This is a genomic window from Tsukamurella sp. PLM1 (genome assembly GCF_023168325.1).
Lineage (GTDB): Bacteria > Actinomycetota > Actinomycetes > Mycobacteriales > Mycobacteriaceae > Tsukamurella.
Map to the genome: position 1 here is coordinate 2,035,169 of NZ_AP025688.1, position 16,320 is coordinate 2,051,488.

Below are 16,320 nucleotides of genomic sequence, written 5' to 3' on the forward strand. Positions count from 1 at the left end.
CTGCGCCGCGAGGTCAGGCGGCGATCTCGTCGCCGCCGATCCAGACCCGCGCGACATCGCTCGGGGTGGCCAGCGAGAAGATCTTGGCGAGGGCGTTGTCGGCCGACTCGGCGCGACGGAGGCAGACGTCGAGCGGCTGTCCTGCGCTCGGCCGCACGAGGATCGCGTCGAACTGCCGCCCGACGGACAGATCGCCGACCTCGTCGAGCCCCAGGGCGAGCGCGCCCGCGCGGGTGGCCAGGTGCAGCAGGTGTGCCGCGGTGAGCGGCACTCCGTCGGACATGAGCAGTTGCTGCATGAAGTACGCCTGCAGGCCCTCCTTGAACAGCGAGAAGCCGCTGCCCGCACCCACGTCCGAGCCCAGGGCGACTCGGACGCCGTGCGCCAGGTGCCGGCGCAACGGGAACGATCCGCTGGCGAGCGCGGAGTTCGAGGTGGGGCAGTGGGCCACCGCGGCGCCGGTGCTCGCCAGCAGGGCGAGCTCCGTATCCGTCGGGTGGGCGTTGTGCGCCAGGACGGACCGCTCGTGCACGAGGCCGTGCCGGTGGTAGGTGTCGAGATACGTCCTCGCGCCGGGGAACTGGTCGATCACCGCGGCGATCTCCGCGGGATTCTCGTTGATGTGGGAGGTGAACCACAGTCCCGGGACGTCCTGCATGAGCGCGGCTCCGCTGGCGAGCATCTCCGGGGTGGTCGAGTAGGAGAACCGCGGGGTGACGGCGTATCGGAGGCGGCGGTGGCCGTGCCATCGCTCGGCCAGCTTGCGACCCTCGTCGTACGAGCGTTCGGGTGTGCTCAGCAGTGGTTCGGGAAGGTTGCGGTCGCTCGTGACGAGACCCGCGGTCACCCGGGCGCCCACCCGGTCGGACTCGCTGAACAGGATGTCGACGGCGTCCGCGAAGTGGGAGCCGAACACCAACGCGCTCGTGGTGCCGGCGGAGGTGAGGCCCGTGAGGAACTCCCGCGCCACGACCCGGGCGTACTCGGGGTCGGCGAGTTCGCACTCCTCGGGCAGCGCGCACTTCTGCAGCCAGTCGAGCAGCGGCATGCCGAGCCCGCCGATCGCCCGGACCTGCGGGTAGTGCACATGGGTGTCGACCATGCCGGGGAGCAGGACGCCGTCGCGGAGGTCGTGGATCTCGGCCGCCGGGTGGCGGCCGGCGACGGCGCGGAAGTCGCCGCGGTCGACGATCACGCCGTCCTGCACCACGATGCCGGCGTCGTCGTCGGATCGGAGGCACCCGCCGGTGAACGGGTCGTCCGGGGTGTCCAGCACGCGGCTGCGGTAGATGATCATGGTCGTTCTCCTTGAACGGCGAGGAACCGGGCGAGCAGGTCGGCGGCGACGCTCACCGCGATGGTGGCGGGGTGCTTGCCGGCGAGGGTGCTGATCCCGATGGGGGATTGGATGCTGTCGATGGCGTCGGCGGCGTGCCCGGATTCGGCGAGCATCGCGCGGAACCGGGTCCATTTGGCCGACGAGCCGATCAGTCCGACGCTGCCCAGCCCGGGCGTGCGCAGTGCCTGATCGCAGAGGCTGAAGTCCTCCGCGTGGTCGTGGGTCATGATGAGGACGTGGCTGCCGGGGGGTAGCTCGGCCAGCAGGTCCTCCGGCAGCATCGAGTGATGCACGTGGACGGTGGCCTCGCCCGGCTCCAGCCGCCCGGCGGCGGCGACCTGCTCCGGCCGGGAATCGGTGAGGTACAGCTCGACGTCCTGCCGGGACAGGATCCGCGCGAGCTCGAGGCCCACGTGTCCCATCCCGAAGATCGCGACCGCGGGCACCACCGGAAGCGGCTCGAACACCACCACCACCTCACCTCCGCAGCATTGCCGCCCGTGCTGCGTCCGGGCCTTGTCGTTGAGTCGTAGTGTCAGGGTCTCCGGGACGGAGACCCCGTCGTGAAGCATTTCGCGCGCCCGGTCGACGGCGGTCATCTCGAGGTTGCCGCCCCCGATCGTGCCGAATTCGCCCTCCGCAGTGGCGATCATCTTCACGCCCGCCTCGCGCGGTGCGTGCCCCCGGACGCCGATCTGGGTGATCAGCACGGCGGGGACGCGCTGTGCGCGGAGGCGGGTGGCATCGGCCAGCCAGGTCATGGCGATCAGCCGATGGGCGCGGGAGCCGGTGCGGTCCGGGCGGTCCCGACCGTTTCCGCGTCCCGACGGTGCCCGTTCCGCTCCGGCCCGCCCGCGCGAGCGGACTCGATGGCCCAGTACACCGCCTCCGGCGTCGCGGGCGATGCCAGCTCGACGCTCGTAGCGGGCGGCCCGAACGCAGCCGCAGCCTGGCGCAGGGCCTCGCGCACGGAGAACGCGAGCATCAGCGGCGGCTCGCCCACGGCCTTCGAGCCGTACACGGCACCGTCCTCGTGCGCCTTGTCCAGCAGCGCGACTCGGAAGTCGGGTGGCATCTCCGAGAAGCTCGGGAGCTTGTAGGTGCTGGCCGACTGGGTGAGCAGGCGTCCGCGCGTGGGGCCGTCGCTCTCGTCCCAGCGCAGGTCCTCCAGGGTGAGCCAGCCGGCGCCCTGGACGAACCCGCCCTCGATCTGGCCGAGGTCGATGAGCGGGGACAACGAATCACCCACGTCGTGCACGATGTCGACACGGCGCAGCCGGTACGCGCCGGTGAACCCGTCGACCTCGACCTCGCTGGCGGCCACCCCGTAGGCGAAGTACTTGAAGGGTTCGCCCTGCATGGACTTCGCGTCCCAGTGCAGGCCCTCGGTCCGGTAGTAGCCGGAGGCCGACAGCTGGACCCGCTGGAAGTAGGCGGCGTGCACGACCTCCTCCCAGGTGAGTTCCTCGGACGCGACGCCGAGGCCCCTGACCAGGCCGTCGGAGAACCGGACGTCGGCGGGGTTGGTGCCGAGCATCGTCGCGGACACGGCGGCGAGGCGACCGCGGATCTGTTCGCAGGCGTTCTTCACCGCGCCGCCGTTGAGGTCGGCGCCGGAGCTGGCGGCCGTCGCGGAGGTGTTCGGCACCTTGTCGGTCCGCGTCGGCGCGAGCCGGACCCGTTGCAGCGGAACGCCGAGCGTGGTCGCGGCGACCTGGAGCATCTTGGTGTGCAGCCCCTGGCCCATCTCGGTGCCGCCGTGGTTGATGAGCACCGATCCGTCCTTGTAGACCAGGACGAGGGCGCCGGCCTGGTTGAAGGCCGTGAGGTTGAACGAGATGCCGAACTTGACCGGCGTGATCGCCAGCGCGCGCTTGGTGTGCGGATGAGCGGCGTTGTACGCCGCGATCTCCGCCTCGCGTGCTTCGATCCCGCCCGTCTCGATGACCTGCTGCCACGCGGTCCGGACGCGGTCGGCGTGGCGGACCGGCTGGCCGTACGGCGTGGTCTGGCCGTCGCCGTAGAAGTTGCGGCGCCGCAGTTCCCGGGCGGAGAGCCCGAGTCGCGGGGCGCAGACGCCGAGGATGTCCTCGATCACCAGCATGCCCTGTGGACCGCCGAAGCCGCGGAACGCGGTCTGCGAGGTCTTGTGGCACTTCGCGATCCGTCCGTGGACGGCGATGTTGGGGATCCAGTACGCGTTGTCGATGTGGCACAGCGCGCGCGCCTGGACGGGTTCGGACAGGTCGAGGCTCCAGCCACCGTCGGCGGTGAGCGTGGCCTCGAGCGCGGTGATGAGGCCGGCACCGTCGAACCCGATCCGCCACGTGGCATGGAAACCGTGTCGCTTGCCGGTCATCGTCATGTCCTGCGTGCGGTCCAGCCGCAGGCGGACGGGCCGTCCCGTCAGCACGGCGCCGAGCGCGGCGATGGCCGCGAAGCCGTGCGGCTGCATCTCCTTGCCGCCGAACGCGCCGCCCATACGGAGGCACTGGACGGTGACGGCGTTGCTGGGCAGCCCGAGCACGTGGGCCACGATGTCCTGCGTCTCCGACGGGTGCTGGGTGCTCGACTGCACGAAGATCTGCCCGGCCTCGTCCACCTGGGCAAGGGCCGCGTGGGTCTCGAGGTAGAAGTGCTCCTGGCCGGCGAATTCGAATTCGCCGGAGTAGACGTGCTCGGCCGCCGCGAAGCCCGCGTCGGGATCGCCGCGGCGCACCGTCGGGCGGGCTCCGTGGAAGCTCTCGGCGGCGATGGCGTCGCGCAGCGTGATCAGCGAGGGGAGCGGCTCCAGCTCGACGCGGACGGCGGCCGCGCCGAGCCGGGCGGCCTCGAGGGTCTCGCCGAGTACCCAGCAGACGGCGTGGCCGTGGAACATGACCTCGTCCTCGGGGAAGAGCGGCTCGTCGTGTTTGACGCCGGCGTCGTTCACGCCCGGGACGTCGGCGGCGGTCAGCACGCGGACGACGCCCGGGACGCGGAGCGCCGCAGCGGTGTCCAGCGCGACGATGCGCGCGTGGGCCCGGTCGGACTGCACCGGGTACGCGTGCAGCGCGTCGCGCGTGCGCCCGACCAGGTCGTCCGTGTAGAGGGCCGCACCCGTGACGTGCAGTACGGCGCTCTCGTGGGGGATCTCCTGCCCGACTACGGCATTCGCCGGGCGCTCGGACAGGTGGCTCATGACGGCTCCGCTCCGGTCGTGGTGTTGGCGAACAGCTTCTCGAGGGAACGTCCCAGCATGGCGGTGCGGTACCGCTCCGAGGCGCGGTGATCGCCCATCGGCGTTCCCTCCGCGCGCAGGACCTCCGCCGCGGCGCGCACCGTGGCGGCGGACCACGGGCGGCCGAGGATCGCCTGCTCGGTCGCGACGGCGCGCAGCGGGGTCGCCGCCACGCCGCCGAGCCCGATCGCGGCGCGGGTGACGAGGCCCTCGTCGTCGATCGTCAGGGCGAACGCCACTGCGACACTCGAGATGTCGTCGAAGCGTCGTTTGGCGATCTTGTGGAACGCGGTCACAGGACTGAGCGGGAGCGGGATCCGGACGGCCTTGATGAGCTCGTCCGGCCGGCGCACCGTCCGGCGGTATCCGGTGAAGTAGTCCGCCAGCTCGACGGTGCGCTCGCCCTCCCTGGAGGCGAGGACGAGCTGCGCCTCGAGCGCGAGCAGGGCCGGCGGGGTGTCGCCGATCGGCGAGCCCGTGCCCAGGTTGCCGCCGAGGGTGGCGGCGTTGCGGATGAGCCGGGAGGCGAACTGCGGGAAGACCTGCGCCAACAACGGGATCCGGCCGGCCAGGCGGCGTTCGATCTCGGACAGGGCGAGGGCGGCGCCGATCTCCACCGCGCCGTCGTCGACGCGCAGCTCCCGTAGCTCCGGGAGCCGGTCGATAGCGACCACCAGCGGTTCCCGGCGGCCTTTGAGGTTGACGTCGACCCCGAAGTCGGTGGAACCGGCGACGAGGACCGCGGAAGGGGCGTCGGCCAGGATGTCCAGGGCGCCGGCCAGGGCCGTCGGTCGGACGAATCGACCTCCGGTGCCGTTGATCTCGACGACGGTGTCGTCCGCGGTGGCGGCGGGTTCGGCGCGCCGGGCGGCGAGGGGGTCGTCGGCAGCGGGTGCGCACGGCAGGCCGTACGCCGCGTCCCGGATCGGCCGATAGCCGGTGCAGCGGCACAGGTTCCCGGACAGGGAGTGCAGGTCGAAGCCGTTCGGCCCGTGCTCGTCGTCGCCGTTTTCGGCGTCGGGGGCCGTGGAGTCCGTGGGCGCGACGGTGGAGTCGGGGCAGCGGTCCGGCCGGTAGTACTCGGCGGCCATGCTGCAGATGAAGCCCGGTGTGCAGTAACCGCACTGGGAACCTCCCCGCAGGGCCATGGCCTGCTGCACGGGGTGCAACCGGTCCGGCTCGCCGAGCCCCTCGGAGGTGATCACCTCCTGGCCGGCCAGTGCGGCGGCGGGGGTGAGGCAGGCGTTGATGGCCGTCCACCTGGTCTTATCGTTCGGATCGTCCGGGTCGCCGGGGCGGGCGACGAGGATCGAGCACGCTCCGCACTCGCCTTCGGCGCAACCCTCCTTGGCGCCGGTCAATCCTTGGTCTCGGAGCCAATCCAGTGCGCTCGTCCACGCGGGGCCCGAGAACGGGCGGGAGTCGCCGTTGACTGTCACATGACATCCGGTCAGCGTTTCGATCACCGCTGCATCCCTACTGAACCGTTGAACACGGCTCGGACAGGCATGGTTTGCGAGGCTGAGCTGGATCGCTGGTTTTCCATGCGAACACGATCCAGTGCGTTCATATTACGTGACGGGGCTCACATTGGGAAGCCCGTTTCGGAATCGGGTTTCCGCATCACGGATTCGAAGGGCGTGAACGCCTCGCCGTCCGATCCGTATCGGTGCAGGTCAACCGCCCAGGAGCGCTGTGATGGGCCCGCGGACGAAGTAGAGGATGAATCCGGCGGACACCGCCCAGAGGAGCCAGTGCGCCTTCTCGTCGCGGCCGCTCAACAGGCTCAGCAGCGCCCACGTGATGAAGCCGACGCCGATGCCGTTGGCGATCGAGTAGGTCAGCGGCATCGTCACGATCGTGAGGAAGGCGGGGAGGGCGACGGAGAAGTGCGTGAAGTCGATCTCGCGGATCTGGGCGACCATCATCGAGCCGACCACGACCAGCGCGGCCGCGCCGACCTCCATCGGGATCACGCCGATCAGCGGTGCGAAGAACATCGAGACCAGGAACAACGCTCCGGTCACGCAGGCGGCGAGGCCGGTGCGCGCGCCCTCGGCGATGCCCGACGCGGAGTCGACGAACACCGTGTTCGATGAGCCCGACGCCGCGCCGCCGGCGACCGCGCCCGTGCCCTCGATGACGAACGCCGAACGGATGCGGGGGAACGTCCCGTCGGGCCGGCCCAGCCCCGCCTGCCGCGCGAGCCCGGTCATCGAGCCCATGGCGTCGAAGAAATTGGTGAAGACCAGCGTGAACACCAGCATCGTCGCGGCGAGGGCGCCCACCCGCTCGAAGGCGCCGAAGAGGTCGAACTGGCCGATGAGGCTGAAGTCGGGCAGGGCCACGATCTGCCCGGGGAGCTCGGGTGCGCTGAGGTTCCACCCCTTCGGGTCGGGGTGCGTGGGGTCGCCGACGGTGCCGAGCTTCGCGAAGTGCTGCACCACGATCGCGGCCACCGTGGCGACGATCATGCCGATGAGGATCGCGCCGGGGACGCGGCGCGACACCAGGACCGCGATGAGCAGGAGGGCGAAGATGAAGACGGCCGTGGGGAGGGCGTCGATCGAGCCGTCGTGGCCCAGCTGGACCGGTGGGCCGGCGGGGGTGCGCGTGACGAAGCCCGAGTTGACGAACCCGATGAAGGCGATGAACAGGCCGATTCCCACGGTGATCGCGGTCTTCAGCTCGGCGGGGACGGCGCGGAAGATCGCGGTGCGGATGCCCGTGGCGCCGAGCACCACGATGATCACGCCGTTGATGATCACGAGCCCCATCGCTTCGGGCCAGGTGACGTCCTTGACCACCGCGACCGCGAGGAACGAGTTCATGCCGAGCCCCGCGGCCAGCGCGAACGGCAGTCGGGCGACCACGCCGAACAGGATGGTGATCACGCCCGCGGTCAGGCCGGTCACGGCTGTGACCTGCATGAACCCGAGGGTGCCCTGCGCCGCGTCCGAGGAGCTGCTCAGGATCAGCGGGTTCAGCACGACGATGTACGCCATCGCCACGAACGTGACGAGACCGCCGCGGATCTCGCGCGGGACGGTGGAGCCGCGCCGGGTGATCTCGAAGAAGCGATCCAGCAGCTGCGTGCCGCGCTGCGCGGGCTCGGGTGGGTCGACGCGCTCCTCGGCGGCGTCGGCGGCGGATCTGGTCATGAGTGGTCCTCTCGGGTCCGATTCGTGAGGTGCGAGTCGCATCCGGTCAGATATCCCGGGTGGAGCGGCGGCGAAGCCGGGGTGATCGATGACGAAGCGGAGGGCGATCGCTTCGGGCGGCGCAGATTGCGTTCCGCCCTCCGGAAATGTGATTCCGGTCACGTCGAGTGAAACACGCCTTCGGAGAGGTGTCAAGCAGACCGCTGAACCGCATCGCCGCCGATTTCGCCCGCGCGGCAACGCTTGCCGCGCACGTCGCCTCGTCAGTTGTGCTTGCGACAGTTCCCGCAATACGGAACACAGTGTGGAATCGATGTGCGTAATCTCGTATGGAACGAACAATCGATCCGGCGATAGGGGCGACGATGGCGGGGAAATCGACCACTGGTGTGCAGTCGGTGGAGCGCGCGTTCGAACTGCTCGAACTCATGGGGCGCGCCGGCGGTGAGTGTTCGCTGAGCGAACTGTCGGCGGGTACGCCCCTGCCGCCGCCGACGATTCATCGGCTGCTGCGCACCCTCGTCGGCATCGGCTACGTCCGGCAGTTGCCGAACCGCCGCTACGCCCTCGGCCCCAGGCTCATCCGGCTCGGCGAGGTCGCGAACCGTCAGCTCGGCGCCGTCGCCGTCCCCGTCCTGCAGGCCCTGGTCGACGAGCTCGAGGAGACCGCGAGCCTCGCGGTGCTCGACGGCGACATGGTGATCTACACCGGCCAGGTGCCGTCGCAACACAGCATGCGGACGAACAACGAGGCCGGCCGCCGGGTCAACCTGCACAACAGCGGGGTCGGCAAGGCGGTCCTCGCGGAACTCGACGACGCCCGCATCGTCAAGCTCGTCGGCCAGGCCGGCATCCCCGCGCCCACGCCGCACAGCGTCAGCACCCTCTCGGGGGTGTTCGCGGAGGTGGAGAAGGTGCGCGCCCGCGGCTACTCGATCGACGACGAGGAGCAGGAAGTGGGCGTGCGGGGCTACGCGATGGCCGTCCCCGGCGCCCCGACGCCGATGGCCGTCGGGATCTCCGGCCCGGTCTCGCGGCTCGGCGACGACTTCGTCGAGCGCGCGATCCCCGCGCTGGAGCGCGCCACCGGAATCATCTCCGACGCCCTGATCGGCGCGCGCGAGCTGTAGCGCCGGGACATCACGCCGAGGTGAGGTGGTCGAGAAGCAGTGCCGCCCACCACACCTCGTCATGGCCCCCGGCGTAGACGGTGTGTGAGACGTCGTGGCCCGCGGTGCGCGCCGTGTCGGCGAGCGCCGCCACCCCCGGTGTGAGCTCCTCCTCGAACCGCCCCGACGCCAGGCGGATCCCGAACGCGCCGGAGGGGCAGCCGGCCACGAGGGCGTGGATCCAGTCCTCGCGGGCGGTCACGTCGGAGGGCCGCGCGGTGCGGCCGGGGCGCCACCACACCGACGGCGAGTACGCGAGAACCTGGTCGACGACGTCTGGATGCGCGGCCGCGAACGCGAGTGCTGCCACGCCGCCCAGGCTCTGGCCCGCCACGATCGTCCTCCCCGTGTCGCCGCGCCCGCGTCGAGCCCGCACGAGCGCGTCCCGGATCGCCGCGAACAGGGCGTCATGGTCTCCCAGGAGTCGCAGCCGCGCACCGGGTTCGGCGGGGAGTCGATTCCGAGCACCGCGCACCGTCGGCCCGCGGCGGCGAGGACGTCGGGTAGGCGCAACCGGTCGAACCACGAATCGGCGTCGAAGACGACCAGCAGGTCCGCAGGACCCTCTCCACGAGGCGCGGCGAGACGGCAGCGCACCGGCCTGTCGCCGGTCAGGTCCACGTGCTCCGACGGTGCGCGGTCGCGCGCGGTCCAGGCGTCGACGCCCGGCGCGCCGGGGCCGACGAGGACGGAGCCGAACGGTGATCCTGCGGCGGCCGCGGGGTTCGTCCCGTCGATCAACGCGCGCCGCAACAGTTCCCGCGGCGGCGGCAGCGGACCGTCGTGCAGGGCCGGGTGGCCGTGGGGGAGCGGCAGGATCCGGTAGGTGGCCATGACGTCCCGCGGGACGTCGAGGGAGAGTGACCACGACCCGTCGGGCCGGCGGTGCATCATGCCCCGGGCGGCGTGCCGCTTGTCGGTCAGTCGATTGGCCCACAGGTAGACGCCGCCGAGATCGGCGCCCGCCGGCGGAGTCCAGGAGAACCGGGCGCGCACCGGGTCCGGATCCGTGGGATGCGCCGCAGGTGGCGGTGAGCCTCCGTGGTGGTTCGTCACCGCACCAGCATGGCCGATTAGGCTGGACGGCATGAAGACGGTGGCGATCCTCGATTACGGTTCCGGCAACATCCGGTCCGCGCATCGTGCGATGGAACGGGCCGGGGCGGAGGTCACCGTCACCGCGGACCCGAAGATCGCGCTCGCGGCGGACGGGCTGCTGGTACCCGGCGTCGGCGCCTACGAGGCGTGCATGGCCGGACTGAAGGCGGTCCAGGGGGATCGGATCATCGGCGAGCGGCTCGCGGGCGGCCGCCCGGTCCTCGGCATCTGCGTGGGCATGCAGATCCTGTTCGAGCGCGGCATCGAGTTCGGTGTCGAGACAGACGGCTGCGGGGAGTGGCCCGGCACCGTCGAACGGCTGCAGGCGCAGGTGGTTCCGCACATGGGATGGAACACCGTCGAGGTCCCCGAGGGGTCGGCGCTGTTCGCCGGCACCGACTCCGACACCCGCTTCTACTTCGTGCACTCCTACGCCGTGCAGCGCTGGGAGCTCGACATCGCCGATCACATCCGCGCCCCGAAAGTCACGTGGGCCGATCACGGAGGTCGGTTCGTGGCCGCGGTCGAGAACGGCCCCCTGTGGGCGACCCAGTTCCACCCCGAGAAGAGCGGCGACGCGGGCGCGGTCCTCCTGAAGAACTGGGTGGGCCGCCTGTGACCGGCCGGCGCGGGCTGTCGCTCGGGAGGCTGGCGCTGTTCTCGCTCGGGGCGGCCGTCGCGGTGCTCGCGGTCACGGTACTGCTGCTCAACGTCCTGCGCCCCGGACCCGCCGTCGGGCTGCTGATCGTGGCGATCGGGCTGATCGGGGCGGTCGCGGCCATGGGGTTCGTCTCCACCCGGATCGTGGGGCGCGCCGCGCGCGAGCAGGAGCGGGGAAACCCGGATGACGCCGGGCACTAAGCTGGTCCCGTGAGTCTGGTACTTCTTCCCGCAGTCGACGTCGCCGATGGCCGGGCCGTGCGCCTGGTCCAGGGGGAGGCGGGCAGCGAAACGTCCTACGGGTCGCCGCGCGATGCCGCCCTCGCCTGGCAGAACGACGGCGCCGAGTGGGTCCACCTCGTCGACCTCGACGCGGCGTTCGGCAAGGGCAGCAACCGCGAGCTCCTGGCAGAGGTCATCGGCGAGTTGGACGTCAAGGTCGAGCTGTCGGGCGGCATCCGCGACGACGCGTCGCTCGAGGCCGCTCTCGCGACGGGATGCGCGCGCGTGAACCTCGGCACGGCGGCGATCGAGGATCCGCAGTGGTGCGCGAGTGCGCTCGCGCGGTACGGCGACAGGATCGCCGTCGGCCTCGACGTGAAGCGGATCGACGGGCAGTGGCGCCTGCGGGGCCGCGGCTGGGTCACCGACGGCGGTGACCTGTGGGAGGTGCTCGAGCGGCTGAACGACGACGGCTGCAGCCGGTATGTGGTGACCGACGTCTCCAAGGACGGCACGCTGACGGGCCCCAACCTGGAGCTGCTCTCGGCGGTCGCCGCCGCGACCGACGCCCCCGTCGTCGCCTCGGGCGGGATCTCCGCGCTCGCGGACCTGACGGCGATCGCATCGCTCGTGAACGAGGGAGTGGAGGGCGCGATCATCGGAAAGGCGTTGTACGCCAACAGGTTCACCCTTCCCGAGGCGTTGGCGGCGGTGTCGGGCTGATGGCTTCGCTCCCGGCCGGCTTCACCGCCGACCCCGACCGGCTCCTCGCCCTTGCCGGCGAAGCACTCGACGCCGCAGCGCCCCGTTTCGTCGAGGGCGTCGGTGCACCCGCGTCCGTCGCCAAGGGGCCGGCCGACTTCGCCACCGACCTGGACCTCGAACTGGAGCGGCGGATCACCGCCGCCGTCGCGGAGGCCACCGGCGTCCCCGTGCACGGCGAGGAGTACGGCGGGCCCGCCGTCGACGAGGGCACCGTCTGGGTCCTGGACCCCATCGACGGCACCTTCAACTACTCCGCCGGATACCCGGCCACCGGCACCCTCCTCGGCCTCCTGCACGACGGCAGGCCCGTCGCCGGCCTCGCGTGGTTCCCGCTCGTCGGAGACGCGTTCGCGGGCCACGTGGCGGGCCCCGTCCGCAACCGCGGCGAGGCGTTGCCGCCGCTCGGCGACGCCGGGCTCGACGACGCCATGATCGCCGTCGGCAGCTTCAGCCGCGGCAGCAACGGGCACTTCCCCGGCGACTACCGCTACGCGATCCTCGGCGAGGTCTCGCGGCGCGTGGCGCGGGTGCGGCAGTTCGGGTCGACCGGCGTCGACCTGGCGTACACCGCGTCCGGCGCGCTGGGCGGCGCCGTCGTGTTCGGTCACCACGCCTGGGACAACGCCGCGGGCGCGGCGCTGGTCATCGCCGCGGGCGGGCAGGTCACCGACCTCGCCGGCGAGGACTGGCACGTCGGCTCCGATTCGGTGCTCGCGGGCGCCCCCGGCGTCTACGACGAACTGCTCGCTATCGTTCGGTCCGTGGGCGCGCCGTCGGACTACCGTGGCGACCCGGGCCACTCCGGAACCCTGAGCTACTAGACCCCTTCGAAGGAGGACGCAGCCGATGACGGTGGCCGTGCGTGTGATCCCGTGCCTGGACGTCGACGACGGGCGCGTCGTCAAGGGCGTCAACTTCCAGAACCTGCGCGACGCGGGCGATCCCGTCGAGCTCGCGGCGGCGTACGACGCCCAGGGCGCCGACGAACTGACGTTCCTGGACGTCACCGCGTCGAGCTCCGGACGAGGCACCATGTTGGAGGTGGTGCGCCGCACCGCCGAGCAGGTGTTCATCCCGCTCACCGTCGGCGGCGGAGTGCGCTCGGTCGAGGACGTCGACACCCTGCTGCGCGCCGGTGCCGACAAGGTGTCCGTGAACACCGCCGCGATCAGTCGCCCGGAACTGCTCCGCGAGCTGTCCAACAGGTTCGGCAGCCAATGCATCGTGCTCTCCGTCGACGCCCGCACCGTCCCCGAGGGGGAGGAGCCGACACCGTCGGGGTGGAGGTGACCACGCACGGCGGACGCCGCGGCACGGGCCTCGACGCCATCGAATGGGCCTGTCGCGGTGAAGAACTGGGGGTGGGCGAGATCCTGCTCAACTCCATGGACGCCGACGGCACCAAGGCCGGGTTCGACCTGCGGATGATCGGCGCGGCCCGCGCCGCCGTCGGCATCCCCGTGATCGCGTCCGGCGGCGCGGGCAGCGTGGACCACTTCGCGCCCGCCGTCGAGGCCGGCGCCGACGCCGTCCTCGCAGCCAGCGTGTTCCACTTCGGGGACATGACGATCCGCCAGGTCAAGGACGAGATGGCCGTGCACGGTCTGGTGGTGCGACGATGACCGGCCTCGACGAGCGGATCGCCGCCCGGCTCAAGCGCAACGCCGACGGTCTCGTCGCCGCCATCGCGCAGGAGGAGGGCACCGGCGACGTGCTGATGATGGCGTGGATGAACGACGAGGCCCTCGCGCGCACGCTCGCCACCCGGAAGGGCACGTACTACTCGCGGTCCCGGCAGCAGCTATGGGTCAAGGGCGAGACGTCCGGGCACGTGCAGGAGGTGCTCGACGTGCGCCTCGACTGCGACGGCGACACCGTCCTTCTCACCGTCCGGCAGACCGGGCCCGCCTGCCACACCGGCACGCACACGTGCTTCGACAGTGATGTGTTGCTCGCCCGCGAGCGGTGACTCTCACGCGCTGAGGGTGCGTAGGAACGCCAGCGTCTCCTCGACGTGGGCCACCGCGCGCAGTTCGCCGACCACGATGTGCAGGACGGCACCGTCGGTGTCGATGAGGAAGGTCTGCCGCCTGACCCGGGCCACCGCGAACCGTCCGCGCTTGACGCCGTAGCTCTCGGCGACTGCGCCGCCGGCGTCGGCGAGGAGCGGGAACCCCGGCTCCATGACCGAGGCGAACGCGCCGGTGCGGGGCAGTGGATCGACGCTGATGCCGATGCGGGCGGTGTCGCGGAGGTCGAACTCGTCGGCCGCATCGCGGAACCGTCCGACCTCGGCGACGCACACCGGCAGCCCTGCGGTCAGGTAGAAGAAGACCGCGGCCCGGCCGTCGCCGCGGAGCTCGGACAGGGTCCGGACGGTGCCGGTCTGGTCGGGGAGTGCGAAGTCTGGGGCCTGCTGGCCGATGCGCATGGCTGTGAACCTACCGGCATGGCGATAATGGAGCGCGATGAGTACCGCACACCAGCCGAACCTGCCGCCCGACGGTGCCACCACCAGCGAAGACGAGTTCCGCGCGCTCGCGGACCGGCACCGCGTGGTCCCCGTCATCCGTACCGTGCTGGCGGACGCCGAGACGCCGCTCTCGGCGTACCGCAAGCTCGCCGGGGCGGCCGGGCACCTTCCTGCTGGAGTCCGCGGCCGCGGGCCAGTCCTGGAGCCGATGGTCGTTCGTCGGGGCCCCGGCACCGGCCGCGCTCACCGTTGTCGACGGTGCCGCCACCTGGATCGGGAAGGCGCCCGCCGGCGCGCCGTCGGGCGGGGATCCGATCGAGGCGCTCGGCGACGTGCTGCGCCTGCTGAGCTCCGAACGGATCGAGGGGCTGCCGCCGCTCAACGGCGGCATGGTGGGATACCTGGCCTACGATGCCGTGCGGCGCCTGGAGCGGCTCCCCGACACGACCGTGGATGATCTGCACTTGCCCGAGATGGTGTGGCTGCTCGCGGCCGACCTCGCCGCGATCGACCACCACGAGGGCACCATCACCCTGATCGCGAACGCGGTGAACTGGGACGGCTCCGCCGACCGGGTCGACGAGGCGTACGCCGACGCCGTCGCCCGGCTCGACGGGATGGAGGCGGCCCTGGCCGCGCCGCTCGCGTCGTCCGTCGCGTCGTTCACCCGGCCCGAACCGGCGGTGACGGCGCAGCGGACCGTCGAGGAGTACAGCGCGATCGTCGAGAAGCTGGTCGGTGACATCGAGGCCGGCGAGGCGTTCCAGGTGGTGCCCAGCCAGCGCTTCTCCGTACCCAGCGAGGCGGACCCGATCGATGTGTACCGGGTGCTGCGGGCCTCGAACCCGAGCCCGTACATGTACCTGCTCCAGGTCCCGGCGCCGGACGGCTCGCTGGCGTTCTCGATCGTCGGATCGAGCCCCGAGGCACTGGTGACGGTCTCGGACGGCACCGCCACGACGCATCCGATCGCGGGCACCCGGTGGCGCGGCGTCTCCCCGGAGGAGGACCTGCTGCTCGAGAAGGACCTGCGGGCCGACGAGAAGGAGAACAGCGAGCACCTGATGCTCGTCGATCTCGGCCGCAACGACCTCGGGCGGGTGTGCGCGCCGGGCACCGTCCGGGTGACCGACTACCGCAGGATCGAACGGTACAGCCACGTGATGCACCTGGTGTCGACGGTGTCGGGTGACCTGGCCGACGGCAAACAGGCCCTCGACGCCGTCGCGGCGTGCTTCCCCGCGGGCACCCTCACCGGCGCGCCGAAGGTGCGCGCGATGGAGCTCATCGACGAGGCCGAGATCACCCGACGAGGCCTGTACGGCGGCATCGTCGGCTACCTGGATTTCGCCGGGGACGCCGACACGGCGATCGCGATCCGCACCGCCGTGCTCAAGGACGGCACGGCGTACGTCCAGGCCGGTGGTGGCGTGGTGGCGGACTCCGTGGGCGAGTACGAGTACAACGAGTCGCGGAACAAGGCGCTGGCGGCCCTCAAGGCGGTCGCCGCCGCCAACACGTTGCGGGGCGTCGGGGAGGTGCGAGCGTGAACGCGAAGCGCAACCTCGCCGTGGCCTGCGTCCTGCTGGCCATCGCCGCCGGCGCGGTCTGGGGCGCGAGCCGGATGAGCTGGATGCACGTGATCGTCGCGGACGGTCTCTCGCCCGAGCGCACGATGGACGTGGCTGGCCACACCTGGGCGCCGGCGCTCAACGCCCTGCCGCTGGTGTTCCTGGCCGCGATCCCGGCCGCTCTCGCGCTGAAGGGGTGGGCGCGGGCGGTCGTCGCCGTCGTCGTCGCCGCGTCGGCGGTGGGTACGGGCTATCCCGCGCTGCAGGTGCTGACGCAGGAGCCCGATGTGCGGTACATCGAGACGATCCTCGATCTGGCGCGCAAGGACTATCTCGGCGAGACCGACAAGGTGCTCGCCGGTCCGCTGCTGGCGGTCGCCGGTGCGGCCGTGGCCGTCGTCGCGGCGGCGCTGCTCATGCGGGGAACGCGGGGCGGCGGGATGGGCTCGAAGTACCAGTCTCCGGCCGCCCGGCGCGCGGAGCTCGAGCAGCGGGTCTTCGACGGCGCGGCGGCCGAACCGGCGTCGGAGCGAGAACTGTGGGACGCGCTCGACGGCGGCGGCGACCCGACGACCGGGACCGGTGAGGGGGCCGCGCCCGACCGCCCGGGGCCGGAGGGATAACCTTGGAGCACGCCGCACG

At 71.6% G+C, this 16,320-nt stretch carries 14 protein-coding genes and 3 pseudogenes; 9 read left to right on the forward strand and 8 right to left on the reverse strand.

Annotated elements, in window-relative coordinates:
* Window positions 1-13: 13 nt before the first annotated feature.
* The 5 genes from guaD to MTP03_RS10595 all read right to left on the reverse strand — a co-directional run bounded on the left by guaD (window position 14) and on the right by MTP03_RS10595 (window position 7,720).
* Entirely contained in the window at window positions 14-1,297 is a 1,284-nt protein-coding gene (guaD, locus tag MTP03_RS10575; RefSeq protein WP_248491865.1) for a guanine deaminase, read from the reverse strand.
* Complete coding sequence (gene xdhC / locus MTP03_RS10580; RefSeq protein WP_248491866.1) at window positions 1,294-2,100, reverse strand: xanthine dehydrogenase accessory protein XdhC; 807 nt, start codon at window positions 2,098-2,100, stop codon at window positions 1,294-1,296. Before xdhC ends, guaD begins: the two co-directional genes overlap by 4 nt.
* 5 nt (window positions 2,101-2,105) lie before the next feature.
* Window positions 2,106-4,520, reverse strand: a complete 2,415-nt coding sequence (xdhB, locus tag MTP03_RS10585; RefSeq protein ID WP_248491867.1) for a xanthine dehydrogenase molybdopterin binding subunit — start codon at window positions 4,518-4,520, stop codon at window positions 2,106-2,108.
* Window positions 4,517-6,025, reverse strand: coding sequence for a xanthine dehydrogenase small subunit (locus tag MTP03_RS10590; protein WP_248491868.1), 1,509 nt, complete (start codon window positions 6,023-6,025; stop codon window positions 4,517-4,519). Before MTP03_RS10590 ends, xdhB begins: the two co-directional genes overlap by 4 nt.
* A 210-nt stretch (window positions 6,026-6,235) precedes the next feature.
* The gene (locus MTP03_RS10595; RefSeq protein WP_248491869.1) at window positions 6,236-7,720 is read right to left on the reverse strand and encodes an NCS2 family permease; all 1,485 of its coding nucleotides are present in this window, start codon (window positions 7,718-7,720) and stop codon (window positions 6,236-6,238) included.
* 365 nt (window positions 7,721-8,085) lie between these two features.
* On the opposite strand from MTP03_RS10595, the gene MTP03_RS10600 reads away from it, so the two are divergent.
* On the forward strand, window positions 8,086-8,850 hold the full coding sequence (locus tag MTP03_RS10600) for an IclR family transcriptional regulator (protein ID WP_248491870.1): 765 nt from the start codon (window positions 8,086-8,088) through the stop codon (window positions 8,848-8,850).
* Window positions 8,851-8,860: 10 nt separating this feature from the next.
* On the opposite strand, the gene MTP03_RS10605 is transcribed toward MTP03_RS10600, so the two are convergent.
* Together MTP03_RS10605 and MTP03_RS10610 are read right to left on the reverse strand one after the other, a co-directional pair.
* The gene (locus MTP03_RS10605) at window positions 8,861-9,415 is read right to left on the reverse strand and encodes an alpha/beta hydrolase-fold protein (protein ID WP_248492123.1); all 555 of its coding nucleotides are present in this window, start codon (window positions 9,413-9,415) and stop codon (window positions 8,861-8,863) included.
* Between the two features lie 185 nt (window positions 9,416-9,600).
* Window positions 9,601-9,978, reverse strand: a pseudogene (locus MTP03_RS10610) (enterochelin esterase domain-containing protein); the annotation flags it as partial.
* Between MTP03_RS10610 and hisH the strand changes: the two are divergent.
* The 6 genes and pseudogenes from hisH (at window position 9,977) to hisI (ending at window position 13,603) form a co-directional block, all read left to right on the forward strand.
* On the forward strand, window positions 9,977-10,606 hold the full coding sequence (hisH, locus tag MTP03_RS10615) for an imidazole glycerol phosphate synthase subunit HisH (protein ID WP_248491871.1): 630 nt from the start codon (window positions 9,977-9,979) through the stop codon (window positions 10,604-10,606). The pseudogene MTP03_RS10610 and the gene hisH overlap by 2 nt on opposite strands.
* Window positions 10,603-10,848, forward strand: coding sequence for a hypothetical protein (locus MTP03_RS10620; protein ID WP_248491872.1), 246 nt, complete (start codon window positions 10,603-10,605; stop codon window positions 10,846-10,848). Before hisH ends, MTP03_RS10620 begins: the two co-directional genes overlap by 4 nt.
* Window positions 10,849-10,857: 9 nt before the next feature.
* Window positions 10,858-11,592 carry a bifunctional 1-(5-phosphoribosyl)-5-((5-phosphoribosylamino)methylideneamino)imidazole-4-carboxamide isomerase/phosphoribosylanthranilate isomerase PriA gene (gene priA / locus MTP03_RS10625; RefSeq protein ID WP_248491873.1) on the forward strand — a complete coding sequence of 245 codons (735 nt, stop codon included), beginning with the start codon at window positions 10,858-10,860 and terminating at the stop codon, window positions 11,590-11,592.
* Complete coding sequence (locus MTP03_RS10630) at window positions 11,592-12,455, forward strand: inositol monophosphatase (RefSeq protein WP_248491874.1); 864 nt, start codon at window positions 11,592-11,594, stop codon at window positions 12,453-12,455. Before priA ends, MTP03_RS10630 begins: the two co-directional genes overlap by 1 nt.
* A 25-nt stretch (window positions 12,456-12,480) precedes the next feature.
* Window positions 12,481-13,256: pseudogene (gene hisF / locus MTP03_RS10635) on the forward strand (imidazole glycerol phosphate synthase subunit HisF).
* Window positions 13,253-13,603, forward strand: a complete 351-nt coding sequence (hisI, locus tag MTP03_RS10640; RefSeq protein ID WP_248491875.1) for a phosphoribosyl-AMP cyclohydrolase — start codon at window positions 13,253-13,255, stop codon at window positions 13,601-13,603. Before hisF ends, hisI begins: the two are co-directional and overlap by 4 nt.
* Window positions 13,604-13,606: 3 nt before the next feature.
* On the opposite strand, the gene MTP03_RS10645 is transcribed toward hisI, so the two are convergent.
* The gene (locus tag MTP03_RS10645; RefSeq protein ID WP_248491876.1) at window positions 13,607-14,065 is read right to left on the reverse strand and encodes a peroxiredoxin; all 459 of its coding nucleotides are present in this window, start codon (window positions 14,063-14,065) and stop codon (window positions 13,607-13,609) included.
* 37 nt (window positions 14,066-14,102) lie between these two features.
* Between MTP03_RS10645 and MTP03_RS10650 the strand changes: the two are divergent.
* Together MTP03_RS10650 and MTP03_RS10655 are read left to right on the forward strand one after the other, a co-directional pair.
* A pseudogene (locus tag MTP03_RS10650) lies at window positions 14,103-15,657 on the forward strand (anthranilate synthase component I).
* Window positions 15,654-16,301 carry a TIGR02234 family membrane protein gene (locus tag MTP03_RS10655; protein ID WP_248491877.1) on the forward strand — a complete coding sequence of 216 codons (648 nt, stop codon included), beginning with the start codon at window positions 15,654-15,656 and terminating at the stop codon, window positions 16,299-16,301. Before MTP03_RS10650 ends, MTP03_RS10655 begins: the two are co-directional and overlap by 4 nt.
* Window positions 16,302-16,320 lie beyond the last annotated feature (19 nt).

What these genes read in the sequence shown, in the direction of transcription:
- guaD (WP_248491865.1), bottom strand. Translation starts at nt 1,297, where the DNA reads ATGATCATCTACCGCAGCCGCGTGCTGGACACCCCGGACGACCCGTTC.
- xdhC (WP_248491866.1), bottom strand. Translation starts at nt 2,100, where the DNA reads ATGACCTGGCTGGCCGATGCCACCCGCCTCCGCGCACAGCGCGTCCCC.
- xdhB (WP_248491867.1), bottom strand. Translation starts at nt 4,520, where the DNA reads ATGAGCCACCTGTCCGAGCGCCCGGCGAATGCCGTAGTCGGGCAGGAG.
- MTP03_RS10595 (WP_248491869.1), bottom strand. Translation starts at nt 7,720, where the DNA reads ATGACCAGATCCGCCGCCGACGCCGCCGAGGAGCGCGTCGACCCACCC.
- MTP03_RS10600 (WP_248491870.1), top strand. Translation starts at nt 8,086, where the DNA reads ATGGCGGGGAAATCGACCACTGGTGTGCAGTCGGTGGAGCGCGCGTTC.
- hisH (WP_248491871.1), top strand. Translation starts at nt 9,977, where the DNA reads ATGAAGACGGTGGCGATCCTCGATTACGGTTCCGGCAACATCCGGTCC.
- MTP03_RS10630 (WP_248491874.1), top strand. Translation starts at nt 11,592, where the DNA reads ATGGCTTCGCTCCCGGCCGGCTTCACCGCCGACCCCGACCGGCTCCTC.
- hisI (WP_248491875.1), top strand. Translation starts at nt 13,253, where the DNA reads ATGACCGGCCTCGACGAGCGGATCGCCGCCCGGCTCAAGCGCAACGCC.
- MTP03_RS10645 (WP_248491876.1), bottom strand. Translation starts at nt 14,065, where the DNA reads ATGCGCATCGGCCAGCAGGCCCCAGACTTCGCACTCCCCGACCAGACC.